The organism is Actinomyces minihominis (assembly GCF_900187855.1).
In the GTDB taxonomy this organism is placed as follows: Bacteria; Actinomycetota; Actinomycetes; order Actinomycetales; family Actinomycetaceae; genus Scrofimicrobium; species Scrofimicrobium minihominis.
The window spans coordinates 1-12,699 of the sequence record NZ_FYEG01000013.1 but is presented as its reverse complement, the minus strand read 5'-3'; the positions used below and the strand labels follow the sequence as shown (position 1 = coordinate 12,699).

Sequence of the window (12,699 nt, the reverse complement as noted above, 5' to 3'; positions counted from 1 at the left end):
AAGTCCCCGGAGACACCGGCCTGGTGCGCCTCGCAGCCTCTGAGGTGCTCCATATTCCGGGTCTGGGTTTTGATGGGCTGGTGGGCTACAGCCCGATAGCGATGGCGAAGAACGCTATTGGCATGGCCCAAGCCTGCGAGGACTACGGTGCTTCCTTCTTCGCTAATGGCGCTGCCCCTGGGGGCGTGTTGGAGCATCCGGGGACGATCAAGGACCCAACGCGGGTGCGTGAGTCGTGGCAGGCGACGTTTGGTGGGGCGAAGAACGGCAACAAGATCGCCGTGCTGGAAGAGGGCATGAAGTACACGCCGATCTCCATGTCGCCGGAGCAGGCCCAGTTCTTGGAGACCCGTAAGTTCCAGATGGGTGAGATCGCGCGTATCTTCCGCGTCCCGCCCCACATGATCGGTGACTTGGATAAGTCCTCATTTTCGAATATTGAGCAGCAGTCGTTGGAGTTCGTGAAGTACACGCTGGACCCGTGGGTGATCCGCTTCGAGCAAGCGATAACCGCGAAACTCCTCACGGAGGCGGAGCGGCGCAGCGTTTATGTGAAGTTCAACCTCGAAGGTCTCCTGCGCGGCGACTACGCGTCCCGCATGAATGGTTACGCGGTCGCGCGGCAGAACGGGTGGATGAGCGCCAACGACATTAGGGAACTAGAGAACCTGGACCGCATCGACGAGGCCGAGGGTGGGGACCTGTATTTGGTGAACGGGAACATGCTGCCCCTGAACCTGGCAGGCGCCTACGCAACCACACAAACCGAAAACAACGAGGCCGCGGCGGTGCCTGCACCCGCCCATTCGCCTGAACAACAGCAACCCTCTGGAGGTAGACGATTGTGAGTAGACGATTTTGGAACTGGCAGATGCCAGACCCGAATGGCCCGGATCCTGATAGTGGGGTTCGGGTTTTGCATATTAACGGGCCGATCGCGGAGGAGTCCTGGTTTGACGATGACGTAACCCCTGGCCTGTTCGCTAGCGAGCTGAACGCGGCAAGTGGTGGGGTGACGATTTGGTTGAACTCTCCTGGTGGTGACGTGGTTGCTGCCGCCCAGATTTACAACATGCTGATGGACTACCCAGGCCATGTCACCGTGAACATTGACGGGGTAGCCGCCTCTGCCGCGAGCGTGATCGCGATGGCGGCATCGACCGTTGCCATGAGTCCGGTGTCGATGATGATGATCCACAACCCCGCCACGTTGGCGGTTGGGGATGAGGCGGAACTGGGGCGGGCGATTGACATGCTCGCCTCCGTCAAGGAATCGATCATCAACGCTTATCAACTCAAGACGAGCCTGTCGCGAGCGAAACTGTCGAAGCTCATGGATGCGGAGACGTGGATGGACGCGAGGGCCGCGATCGATATGGGCTTCGCCGACAAACTCATTACCCCCACCAAAGAACACGCTGGCGCTCTAGATGATCCCGCCGACGGAGAGCCTGCTGAGGGTGGGCCTGCTGCGACCCAGGCGTCTGGTGGTGGCGTGGTGTTTTCCGCCCGCGCGGCTGACCGCCAGTTACTCAACAAACTCACCAGCCACCAGAGCATGCCCCAGCCTCCCGTAGCGGAGGAACGAGCGGGGCGGCGTTTGGTGGATTTGTACGCCGACCTCGCTCAACGAACCAAATAAACCCCAACCCCCATTTTTGGAAGGAACATTCTGATGTCACTGACAGTTACTGATCTACGTACCCGCCGCGCTGAGACCTGGGAAAAAGCGAAAGCATTCTTGGATGAGCGCCGCGATACCGAGTCCGGCTGCTTGTCCGCTGAGGACGACACCGCGTATGCGCGGATGGAAGCCGAGATCGACACGCTAACGAACGAAATCGCCCGGGCAGAGCGGGCAACACGGTTTGAGGCGGACATGGCCCGCGCCCAAACCACCCCGCTGACCTCCATGCCCGGCATGAACCGGGACGACAACACCGGCGCGGTGAGGACGGGGCGGGCAGCGGACTCGTACAAGCGTGCCTTCTGGGATGCGATGCGCCTGAACGCTTCCCCCATGGAGGTCCGCAACGCCCTTAGTGAGGGCGTGGATTCTGAGGGCGGCTACCTGGTCCCTGACGAGTTTGAACGCACCCTGGTGGATTCCCTGGCGGATCAGAACGTGATGCGTGGCCTGGTCAAAGTCATCCAGACAACTTCTGGGGACCGCAAGATCCCCGTGGTGTCCACCCACGGGACCGCGTCCTGGCTGGATGAGGGGAAACCGTATGCGGAGTCGGATGAGTCTTTCAGCCAAGTGAGCCTCTCAGCGTTCAAGCTCGGCACCTTCCTCAAGATCAGCGAGGAACTGCTCAATGAAGATCAGCGAGGAACTGCTCAATGATTCAGCGTTCAACGTTGAGGCCTACCTCGCCACCGAGTTCGCCCGCAGGATTGGCGCGGCGGAAGAAGAAGCATTCCTGGTAGGTGACGGGAAGGGTAAACCCACCGGGCTGCTTGACCCGGCGGCCGGAGCGCAGGCCGCTGTCACGACCGCGAAGGCCACCGACATCACGGCTGATGAGCTCATCGACCTGCACTACTCGCTTAGGGCTCCGTATCGGAAGAACGCGGTGTGGCTGACTAATGATTCGACTGTGAAAGCGATTCGGAAACTCAAAGACGGTAACGGCCAGTACCTGTGGCAACCTGCCCTCACCGCCACTACGCCGGACACGGTGTTGGGTCGCCCGGTACACACCTCGGTGTTTGTTCCCGAAATGAAAGCGGGCGCGAAGACAGTGGCGTTTGGGGACCTTGGCTATTACTGGATCGCTGACCGCCAAGGGCGCTCGTTCAAGCGATTGAACGAGTTGTTCGCGACCACCGGGCAGGTCGGGTTCCTCGCCTCCCAGCGCCTCGACGGGAAACTCATTCTTCCCGAGGCCGTGAAGGTCCTGACCCAGAAGGCCGGAGCCTAAACCAGCAGGTTCTATTTGGAAGGAGGCGGCACATGAGTGAGGAAACCCCAGTCGAAGTGGTGACGTTGGAGGTTCTGGTTGTCCAGGTGAAGGCGAACCTGATCCTTGAACATGACCAGGACGATGCGCTCCTAACCGAAATGGTCGCCTCTGCCATCTCGTACGCCGCCTCCTTCCAACACCTCCCCGAAAACCACTACGACCAGCACGTGATGCCAGGTTCCACCCGGCAGGCCATCGTCATGTTGGCCTCACACTTCTACGAGTCCCGGGACGGGTCCACGGCGGGCGTGTGGAACGACAAGCCAGACGCCGCGAAAACAGTGTGGGTCGCCGTGAACCGGCTCCTGGTCCTCGACCGCCACTGGAAACTCTGAGCCGGGGAGGCCAGCCATGTCGTTTGGGAATCTGCGCCACGAGATCCGCATCATCCAACCAGCCATCGTGTTGGATGCGTCCGGGTTCGAACAACGCGCCGACCAGACCATCGCGTCGGTGCGGGCTTCTATTGAGCTGCGGCACGCTACCTCGGCGTGGGTGGGTCGCGCCGCCTATTCGGATGCGACCGCACTATTCCGGATTCGCCCCATACCCGGGGTTGAGGTGACCACGGCGATGGAGATCGACTGCCACCTCGGTCGCTTCCTCATTGACTCTGTTGAGGTGTTGGCGCGTCGTTACGTGCAGATCCTCGCCCATCAGAAAACTCCGGAAGGAGGGGTTCATGGCCAAAGCAACCATCCAATTGCCAACCGCGTTCCTTGACGCGTTGAACACGGCTGACAGCCAAATCGGCGCTTTCGCGCAGGACGCGCTCAAAGCAGGCGCGGCCGTTGTGGAACCACGGTTGCGGGCGAACCTGGCGGGGGCGATCGGGCGAGGCACGACCCTCCCGTCCCGGTCTACCGGGCAACTGATGTCTGCTCTTGGCACGACGCCAGTGAAAACTGATAGTCGCGGCGGCCATGACATCAAGGTGGGGTTTGCGGAGAACCGGACGGATGGAAGGTCGAACGCTTTGGTGGCGAATGTCCTGGAGTACGGGCAGTCTAACCAGCCTGCCCGCCCGTTCCTCGCGCCTACCAGGTCCCAGGCTAGGCGGGGCGCGGTCGAGGCCATGAAACAAACCATGACCGCGAAGATCGAGGGAATCAAACCATGAGCCCGCCTTTACTTGAGCGAACGCTCACCGTGTGCGAATCGCAGGGGTTGCCGTTTCAGACCGGCCTGTACACGAAAACCCCCGCCCCGAAGTCGTATGTGGTGGCAACCCCCTTGGCGGACACGTTCGACGTGTTCGCCGACAACGCTCCGGGCTTTGAGGTTGAGGAAGTGCGCCTCTCACTTTTCACGAAAACCAACTACCTGCAAGCCCGCACCCGGCTCACCAAGGCACTACTTACTGCCGGTTTGACGGTTACTGGGCGGCGGTATGTGGGTTTTGAGGATGACACCGGCTACCACCACTACGCCATTGACGTGGCGGCTCATAACCAATTTTGATCTGGAAGGAAACTAGTTCATGGCAACCATTGGCCTCGACAGGCTCTACTACGCGCCCATCACCGAAGACCCCCTCACCGGGGATGAAACCTACGCTACGCCAGTGCCTTTGGCGAAAGCGATCTCAGCGGAACTGTCCGTCGAGGTCGCCGAAGCGATCCTCTACGCCGATGACGGCCCATCCGAAATCGTCAAAGAGTTCAAACAAGGCACCCTCACCCTCGGGGTCGACGACCTCGGCAACACGGCCGCCGCTGCCCTCACCGGCGCGACCGTCGATGGCAACGGCGTGCTGATCTCATCTTCCGAAGATGGCGGACTCCCGGTGGCGGTTGGGTTCAGAGCCGCGAAAGCGAATGGAACCTACCGGTACTTTTGGCTCTACCGCGTCAAATTCGCGCTTCCCACCACGAGCCTTGCCACCAAGGGCGACAGCATCACCTTCTCCACCCCGAGCATTGAGGGAACGATCCTGCGCCGCAACAAGGCTGACCTGCTCGGCTCTCACCCGTGGAAAGCCGAAGCCACCGAAGGCGAACCGGGTCTTGCCAGCGCGGTGATCGCCTCCTGGTACACGACAGTCTACGAACCCAAAGCAACAGGAGGCGAAAGTGGCAAATAGGAAAACCGGCACATCCGGGGACTCCACCAAATCAGCAGGCCAGGATGCTGTGGGGCGTTCAGCGTTCATCACGATCGGCAACCGTGAGGTGGAACTGGTGCTCACCACGCGGGCAACCCGCCTTATCGCCGCCCGCTACGGCGGGCTAGAGAACCTTGGGGAAACCCTGGAAGCCTCAGAGAACTTCGAAGAAACCCTCGGGGAAGTGATCTGGCTGATCACCCTGCTCGCGAACCAGTCGATCCAGATCCACAACCTCCAAAACCCCGCAGACCCCCAAGTAGAGCTCACGGAAGAAGAGTTTGAACTCCTCACCGTCCCAGCAGACTTGGGGGCCTACCGGGAAGCCATCGCTGAGGCCCTCTACCGGGGCACCCGGCGCGAGGTGATCTCCGAAACCCCAAAACCCTAACGGGTCCCGGCTCGGACGAGGCCGTGTTCACCCGGCTCCTCTACATCGGCCTCTCCCACCTAAACCTCACCCAAACAGAGGTCTGGTTGACACCGTTCGGCCTGCTCCTGGACCTCGTGGAGTGCTGGAAACAAGAAACCGGACGCACAAAGCCGCACCGGGAAGTGTCGATCGACGACATCATCCCCGCAGGGATCTAGCGCAGCTGGTAGCCCCAGTCTGATTGGGGCCGGTTCGCGTTGAGGACCTCGAGGATCTCACAGTCGTTGTCACCGCAAGTGCATTTCTTGCCGTCCCTTTGGTGGCGACCCTCGAAGGTTTCAACGATGCTGCGGTACCGGTCCCGGGCCTTGTACGCTGCCGCGACCTGTTGCCTCTTTTCCTTGTTTTCATCTTCGAGACGAGAGTTTTCCTTCTTGGTGGCACGAGTCATTTCACGGGCAGCTGAGACAGCCTCTATCAGGCGAGGCTGGTGTTCGCGGTAGGCCTCAACCTCCAGTTCAAGAGTGTCGGCTGAGTGGTTGGTGCAGGGCGGACAGATCGCTGGGAAGGCCTCCATCTCCGCCGTTCCGTGCCAGAGGTACATGATGCCGCAGCACTCGCACCAACGCGCCCTGTCATAGGAGTTCTCTCCTGAGTAACCGACTCCATACGGGTTCTTATTGATCGCCATAAAAACAGGCTAACTGCACCCTCCGACAAGTATCCCGCCACCTAGTCATCTGAATATCGAGAGCGAGGTAGATCCTCATGGCTGATTCGTCTTTTGGTTTGAAGATTGGCCTGGAGGGCGAACGCGAGTTCAAGCGCGCGATCAGCGAGATTAATCGTGAGATGCGGGTGCTGGGGTCGGAGATGAAACTGGTGGCTTCCTCGTTTGGGAAGAACGAGCAGTCCACCCAGTCGTTGACCGCGAAGAACCAGGTCCTCGGCAAAGAGATCGAGGCGCAACGCTCCAAGGTCGAAACCCTCCGGGCTGCTTTGGAGAACAGTGCGGCTTCGTTTGGTGAGAATGATGCGCGCACGAAGAACTGGCAGATCCAACTCAACAACGCTGAGGCCGCACTGAACGGCCTTGAAGATGAGCTGGAGGAAAACACTAAGGCTTTGGACTCTTTGGGTTCGGAGGCCGACGACGCTGGCGGTGAACTCAAAGACGCCGCTAAGCACACGGACGATCTGGCTGACGGGGTTGATGACCTTGGCGGGGAAATGGATGACACCTCAGGCAAGACCCGCCTGTTTGGTGACATGTTGAAAGCGAACCTCGCCTCCGAAGCGATCGTCGCGGGAGTGAAGGGGATCGGGCGGGCGATCTCGACGATTGGTCGCGGGTTCATGGACGCGATGAAGGATGGGGTGGATTACAACGCTCGTATGGAGCAGTACACCACCAGTTTCACCACCATGCTCGGCGACCAGGCCAAAGCGCAAGAACTGGTCAACAACCTGAAAGCGGAGGCCGCTCGCACCCCGTTTGGGATGGAAGACCTCGCTAAAGGCGCGCAGACGTTGATGGCGTTCGGGATGAGCGCCGACGAAGCCCAACTACGCCTCGGACAGTTGGGAGATATTTCCCAAGGTGACGCCGTCAAACTCGAATCCCTCACATTGGCGTTCGCGCAGATGTCGTCGACGGGGAAGCTCACGGGCCAGGACCTGAACCAGATGATCAACGCTGGGTTCAACCCGCTGGAGGAAATGAGCCGTAAAACCGGGAAAAGTATCGGTGAACTCAAAGACGAAATGGGTAAAGGAGCAATCAGCGCTCAGATGGTCGCGGATGCTTTCGAGTCCGCCACGGCTGAGGGTGGCCGGTTTTACGGGGCGATGGACGCCCAATCCCAAACGTTCTCCGGCCAAATGGCAACCCTTGAAGACGGGGTCGCGAACCTCAAAGGCCTATTGGCTTCGGGCTTGTCGACTGCTTTGGCGGGGACGGTGTTGCCGATGGTGAACGGGTGGGTCGATGAACTCACCAGCGCGTTCGAAACCGGCGGTGCACCCGCAATTATCAGTACTTTTGGGGGGATCCTCCAAGAAGCCCTCGCCTTCATCTCCGAGCAACTACCGGTAGTGGTCGAAGCAGGCATGAGCATTCTGACGGCCTTGTTGGGTGGGCTGATCAGTGTGCTCCCCGAAGTCGCCGCCACCGCCTTGACCCTCGTCGTATCCCTAGTCCAAGCCATCATCGAAGCACTACCCGCCTTGTTGGAAGCGGCGGTGCAGATTATCGCCACCCTGGTTTCGGGGATTGGTGAAGCACTACCGGAGCTGATCCCCGCAGCCGTCGCGGCTCTCACGGCGCTTGTTCAGGGCCTGGTGGATAACCTTCCCCTCCTGCTGGACGCGGCACTGCAGTTGATTCTCGGTTTAGCCGAGGGCCTGCTAGCGGCTTTGCCGGTCCTGATCGAGTCGCTGCCAGCGATCATTGAGGGGATCATCCAGTTCCTCCTCACCGGCATCCCCATGATCATCGACACGGGCATCCAACTCCTCACTTCCCTGGTGGGGGCATTGCCGCAGATTATTACGTCGATTGTTGCGGTCCTCCCACAAATCATCACCTCGGTAGTGGGCGGGATTCTGGGGGCGATCCCGCAACTGGTGGATGCGGGCCTGCGCCTGTTGACCTCTTTGATTGGGGCGCTCCCACAAATCATCGTGACCGTGGTTGCCGCGATCCCACAAATCATCGCCTCGGTCATCTCCGCGGTGATCTCCGCGATCCCACAGATCGTCACGGCCGGGGTCCAACTCCTAGTGTCCCTCATCCAGAACCTGCCCACGATCATCGGGCAGATCGTCGCCGCGATCCCGCAGATCATCACCGGTATTGTCGGCGCAGTCGCTGATGGCGTGTCCCGTATGGCGTCCGTTGGTGGGGATTTGGTGCGGGGCCTGTGGAACGGGATTCAAAGCCTGGCCGGGTGGCTGTGGGATAACGTGTCGGGCTGGATCGGTGGGATCTGGGATGGGATCACCGGGTTCTTCGGCATCAACTCACCGTCCAAAGAAATGGCGTGGGTCGGCCAAATGCTCGTCGCCGGGCTCACCGGGGCGATCAACAAAGACGGCCACCAAGCCGTAGACGCCGCACAAGACATGGCAAGCGACGTCATGGGAGCGATGAGTGGCCTCGAAGCAGGCATCCAAGTTCCCATCACCACCGACGCCCGTTTCGACACCGGAAACCTATCAACCCTCGCCCCGCCGCTTAGCTTCCCCAACGAGGCAGGCGCGGGGAGCAGTCCGACTGGGTTCGACCTGCCAAGTTTGGTTTCGTCCGTTGCTGCGAGCCTGTTGGGCGCGTTGGATTTGCGGGTGGTCCTCGACGACGGAGCTTTGGTGGGCCGGTTGACCCCGAGCATTGATGCGCGTTTGCAGGCCCTGTCGCGCAGGGAGGGCCTCCTCACCAGTCACTAAGCCAGCACGAAACTAGGAAGGGAGGCGTTGGGGTGCGTTCGTTCACGATCAACCAGACCATCCACTCAGAAAAAGACCTGGGATTGCGCGTCACGAAGCCCCCAACCATCCCTTCTTCCCAACAAGTGGTCGACCACCTAGAGGTGCTCGGCCGTGAGGGGACGCTGACGCGTTTGCAGGGGTGGGAGGACCAAGAACTCTCGTTCCAGGTCGCGGTCCAAGGCCACGACCTCCTCGCCGGGTACCGGAAGGCCACCGCGGCTCTGGTGAGCGCGCAGAGGGTGGAGTTGTCCGCTGCTCCTGGCGTGTTCTACCACGTGAAAAACACCGTGGTTGGCGCCTTGCAGCAGGTGTTAACGACTGTTGGGGTGTTTGACATTCGGATGCGGCTCGCGCCCTTCGCCTACCTCAAAAATACTCCCACCACCTCGTTCACAGGCCAAAAGACGCTGACCAACTTGGGGAATGTGTATTCGCTGCCGGTGATCACGGTGGAGGGCACGGGCACCCACACGCTCACCATCAACGGCCAAGTCTTTACCATCAAGAACCCCACCGGCCTGGTGACCATCGACTCGGCGTTGCGGGCGTGCCGGGTCGGCACGAAAGCGGGGATCGACGCGATCACCCCTGACTATCCTGTGCTCGCGGTCGGCGCCAACACGGTGAAGGCCTCGAGTGGGGCCACGAAAGTAACTGTTCAGCCGAACTGGAGGATGCTGTGATCACCATTCACACCCCCGATACCCGAGACTTCACCTATTCCGGCCTCGCCACCCTGGACGCCAGCATTATCAGCCCGGTCGTGGCCGAGGATTTGAACGGCGCGTTCACTTTGGAGTTCGACTACCCGGCAGACGCCCCCAATGCCGACCTACTCGTGGTGGAGAACATTGTCGCCACACCCGTACCTGGCATGACCGTGCGGCAGGGGTTTCGGGTCAGTGAAATCCAAGCCCAGACGGATTCATTGCTGCATGTGATGTGTTTGCACGTGTTCTACGACCTGGCAACCAACCTGGTGGCGGACACGTTCATCGTGAACAAAACCCCACAACAAGCCCTCACCCAGTTGTTGGGGGCCTCCCAGTTCCCGGCCGGGTTCACGTCGCAGGGCGCCACCAGTCCCATCGCCACCATCCGCATAGTCCGAATGAGTGTGGCAGCAGCGATCCTGGATGGCGGGTCGGACAACACTTTGATGAGCCGTCTTGGTGGGGATTACACGCGGGACAACTTCCACATCCTCCACCAAACCCGCAGGGGCGCGGACCGGGGGGTCGTGATCTCGGATCGGAAGAACCTCACCGGCTACAAGTCCGTCCTGGACTTCTCCACCGTCACCACCCGGATCCTCCCCGTCGGGTTCGATGGGCTTCTCTTGCCGGAGCTTTACGTCGACTCGCCGAAACTCGGCCAGTACCAGCAGCCCCACGTAAGAGTCCAGCGGTTCGAGAAAGTCAAAGCCGCCCCAGAAGACACCGTCTCGAAGGAAGATGAGCTCACGCTCGCGCAGGCTTATGTGGAGTTGCGGCGCTTGGCGAAACTACAGTTCAGCGAAGACCACGTGGACGAACCGGCCGCGTCGTATTCGGTGTCTTTCGCTGACCTTGCGTCGACCCTTGAGTATGCGGACCTGCAGAACCTGGAGACTGTTCTGCTGGGGGATACGGTCACCGTGATCCACGCAGGCCTAGGCCAGCGTCTCACTGCGCGGGTGGTGGCTTACGAGTACAACCCCCTCACCGGCGCATATTTGAAGGTCACCCTGGGGTCCGCAGCAGCCAAGTTCACCTCACTCGCCTCCAAAGTCAGCGCGGTTAGTGATGCCGCCCAGGCGGCTGGGCAGCTAGCGGATTTTGCGTTGGTGAGCGCGTCGGGGAAGAACACTAACTACTACGGCCCCAAGACCCCTTCTAATCCGCAGGTTGGGGATGTGTGGTTCAAAGAGAACGGGGAACTCACCGAAATCTGGATCTGGACAACCACCAGCAATGGCACGCCCGGGTGGGTGTCGCTCGCGTCGGACTTGAACTACTCCCAAGTCCAAGCCGAACTCGACATTGCCAAAACCGAAGTCCAAACCGCCGCGCAGGCAGCAGCCGACGCCCAAACGGCAGCGAAGGCAGCATCCGACGCTGTTGACGCGGCGCAAGAAGACCTGAGGGAAACTCGGGTGGTTGCGGGCCGCGCCGAAACGCAGGCCGCAGCCGCCCTACAGGCATCCAGCCGGGTGCGAACCTACGCCGAGGGCGTGGCGGGCGACCTAGCAGAAGTACGCACGACTGCCGAGGCGGCGCAGAAAACCGCCGGGGAGGCAGAACTGGCCGCACGCGACGTCGCTAACACACTCGTCTTGGCTGACGAAGAGATCAAGGCCGCCCAGAAGGCTGCTACCACTGCGGATGAGAAAGCAGTAGAAGCCAAGACTGCTGCCGACCAAGTAGACGCTTACGCGAAAACTGTCGCCACTGATTTGGCGGGCGTGAAGACCACTGCTGAGGGGGCGCGCGATAAAGCCGATGCCGCCGAGCAGGCCGCCAGTAATGTGACTGCGGGCCTTGTAGCGGCGAACCAGAAAATCACCTCCACACAAACCGCGGTGGCGAACGCCGACAAGAAAGCCGTGGCCGCGCAAACCGCCGCCGACCAAGTCGACGCTTACGCCAAAACTGTCGCCACCGACCTGGCGGGTGTGAAGGTAACGGCTGAGGCGGCCCGCGACAAAGCCCAGGCCATCGAAACCGAGGCCGAGCAGATCCGCGCGGACGTCACGGCAAACCAAGAGGCCGCGGCGACCGCGAAGACCCGCGCCGATAACGCCTACACCCTGGCGAACACGGCCAACACGGGTGTGAACGCTTTGAAACTGTCGGTCGCGGAGGAAGATGCGAAACTGGCCTCCCAGATTTCCCTGCTCGCCGGGGACATCAACCTACGCGTCAAAGAGGGCGAGATCATCGCCCAAATCAATGTTTCCCCAGAAACGATCCTGATTGACGGCAAGTACGTTCACATCACTGGGAACACCAGCATCGACAGCGCAGTCATCAAAACCGCGATGATCGCCGACGCCGCGATAACGAATGCCAAGATCAAGACGCTCGACGCCGCAAAAATCACCACCGGCACTCTGGCTGCCGCAAGGATCGCCGCCGGGAGCATCACGAGCGACAAACTCACGATCGCCGACGGCTTCATTTTGACGGCGATGATCAAAGACGCCGCAATCACCAACGCCAAAATCGCCTCGTTGGACGCCGCGAAGATCACCACCGGATACCTGGCGGCGTCCCGGATCAAGGCCGGAGCCATAACCTCGGAGAAGCTCACGGTCGCTGATGGGTTCATTGCCACGGCGATGATCGCTGACGCCGCCATCACCGACGCCAAAATCGGCAGTTTGGATGCTTCGAAGATCACGACCGGGTTCTTGGCGGCCGAACGCATCGAAGCCGGAGCCATCACCAGCGATAAGTTGACGGTGGCTGATGGGTTTATCAAGACCGCGATGATCGCTGACGCGGCCATCACCAACGCCAAAATCGCCAGTCTCGACGCTTCCAAGGTCACGACCGGCTATTTGGCGGCAGCCAGGATCAAGGCCGGAGCCATCACCAGCGATAAGTTGACGGTGGCTGATGGGTTTATCAAGACCGCGATGATCGCTGACGCGGCCATCACCAACGCCAAAATCGCCAGTCTCGACGCTTCCAAGGTCACGACCGGCTATTTGGCGGCAGCGCGGATTGAGGCCGGGGCCATCACGAGCGACAAGCTCACGGTGGCTGACGGTTTTATTGCGACCGCGA

General features: G+C 60.6%; 13 protein-coding genes and 1 pseudogene. 13 read left to right on the top strand and 1 reads right to left on the bottom strand.

Annotation, left to right across the window (positions count from 1 at the left end; all coding sequences use genetic code 11):
- From CS903_RS09025 to CS903_RS09400, 10 genes and pseudogenes are all read left to right on the top strand, one after another.
- Positions 1-848: phage portal protein (locus tag CS903_RS09025; RefSeq protein ID WP_099333232.1), on the top strand; the 848-nt coding region annotated here is incomplete at its 5' end.
- Positions 845-1,642, top strand: coding sequence for a head maturation protease, ClpP-related (locus CS903_RS09020; RefSeq protein ID WP_503089914.1), 798 nt, complete (start codon positions 845-847; stop codon positions 1,640-1,642). The genes CS903_RS09025 and CS903_RS09020, both read left to right, overlap by 4 nt.
- 33 nt (positions 1,643-1,675) lie before the next feature.
- A pseudogene (locus CS903_RS09670) lies at positions 1,676-2,924 on the top strand (phage major capsid protein).
- Between the two features lie 32 nt (positions 2,925-2,956).
- A complete protein-coding gene (locus CS903_RS09010) occupies positions 2,957-3,301 on the top strand; it encodes a head-tail connector protein (RefSeq protein ID WP_099333229.1) in 345 nt (114 codons plus the stop codon).
- A 16-nt stretch (positions 3,302-3,317) separates the two neighbouring features.
- Positions 3,318-3,689, top strand: coding sequence for a head-tail adaptor protein (locus CS903_RS09005; protein ID WP_099333228.1), 372 nt, complete (start codon positions 3,318-3,320; stop codon positions 3,687-3,689).
- On the top strand, positions 3,649-4,086 hold the full coding sequence (locus tag CS903_RS09000) for an HK97-gp10 family putative phage morphogenesis protein (RefSeq protein ID WP_099333227.1): 438 nt from the start codon (positions 3,649-3,651) through the stop codon (positions 4,084-4,086). Before CS903_RS09005 ends, CS903_RS09000 begins: the two co-directional genes overlap by 41 nt.
- The gene (locus CS903_RS08995; protein ID WP_099333226.1) at positions 4,083-4,427 is read left to right on the top strand and encodes a hypothetical protein; all 345 of its coding nucleotides are present in this window, start codon (positions 4,083-4,085) and stop codon (positions 4,425-4,427) included. Before CS903_RS09000 ends, CS903_RS08995 begins: the two co-directional genes overlap by 4 nt.
- A gap of 19 nt (positions 4,428-4,446) precedes the next feature.
- Entirely contained in the window at positions 4,447-5,049 is a 603-nt protein-coding gene (locus CS903_RS08990) for a major tail protein (RefSeq protein WP_099333225.1), read from the top strand.
- Complete coding sequence (locus CS903_RS08985; protein WP_442316365.1) at positions 5,039-5,461, top strand: hypothetical protein; 423 nt, start codon at positions 5,039-5,041, stop codon at positions 5,459-5,461. Before CS903_RS08990 ends, CS903_RS08985 begins: the two co-directional genes overlap by 11 nt.
- Before the next feature lie 23 nt (positions 5,462-5,484).
- The gene (locus CS903_RS09400; protein WP_164996726.1) at positions 5,485-5,661 is read left to right on the top strand and encodes a hypothetical protein; all 177 of its coding nucleotides are present in this window, start codon (positions 5,485-5,487) and stop codon (positions 5,659-5,661) included.
- On the opposite strand, the gene CS903_RS08980 is transcribed toward CS903_RS09400, so the two are convergent.
- The gene (locus CS903_RS08980) at positions 5,658-6,134 is read right to left on the bottom strand and encodes a hypothetical protein (protein WP_099333224.1); all 477 of its coding nucleotides are present in this window, start codon (positions 6,132-6,134) and stop codon (positions 5,658-5,660) included. The genes CS903_RS09400 and CS903_RS08980 overlap by 4 nt on opposite strands.
- A 77-nt stretch (positions 6,135-6,211) precedes the next feature.
- Here CS903_RS08980 and CS903_RS08975 point away from each other — a divergent pair, with 77 nt between their 5' ends.
- The 3 genes from CS903_RS08975 to CS903_RS08965 all read left to right on the top strand — a co-directional run.
- The gene (locus CS903_RS08975; RefSeq protein WP_099333223.1) at positions 6,212-8,887 is read left to right on the top strand and encodes a phage tail protein; all 2,676 of its coding nucleotides are present in this window, start codon (positions 6,212-6,214) and stop codon (positions 8,885-8,887) included.
- Between the two features lie 32 nt (positions 8,888-8,919).
- On the top strand, positions 8,920-9,612 hold the full coding sequence (locus tag CS903_RS08970; RefSeq protein WP_099333222.1) for a phage tail family protein: 693 nt from the start codon (positions 8,920-8,922) through the stop codon (positions 9,610-9,612).
- Positions 9,609-12,699 (top strand): phage tail spike protein (locus CS903_RS08965; protein ID WP_099333221.1); only part of this gene is annotated, 3,091 nt, incomplete at its 3' end. The genes CS903_RS08970 and CS903_RS08965, both read left to right, overlap by 4 nt.

Excerpts from the sequence above, each read along its gene's own strand:
- CS903_RS09010 (WP_099333229.1), top strand. The coding sequence starts at position 2,957 with ATGAGTGAGGAAACCCCAGTCGAAGTGGTGACGTTGGAGGTTCTGGTT.
- CS903_RS09005 (WP_099333228.1), top strand. The coding sequence starts at position 3,318 with ATGTCGTTTGGGAATCTGCGCCACGAGATCCGCATCATCCAACCAGCC.
- CS903_RS09000 (WP_099333227.1), top strand. The coding sequence starts at position 3,649 with ATGGCCAAAGCAACCATCCAATTGCCAACCGCGTTCCTTGACGCGTTG.
- CS903_RS08995 (WP_099333226.1), top strand. The coding sequence starts at position 4,083 with ATGAGCCCGCCTTTACTTGAGCGAACGCTCACCGTGTGCGAATCGCAG.
- CS903_RS08990 (WP_099333225.1), top strand. The coding sequence starts at position 4,447 with ATGGCAACCATTGGCCTCGACAGGCTCTACTACGCGCCCATCACCGAA.
- CS903_RS08980 (WP_099333224.1), bottom strand. The coding sequence starts at position 6,134 with ATGGCGATCAATAAGAACCCGTATGGAGTCGGTTACTCAGGAGAGAAC.
- CS903_RS08975 (WP_099333223.1), top strand. The coding sequence starts at position 6,212 with ATGGCTGATTCGTCTTTTGGTTTGAAGATTGGCCTGGAGGGCGAACGC.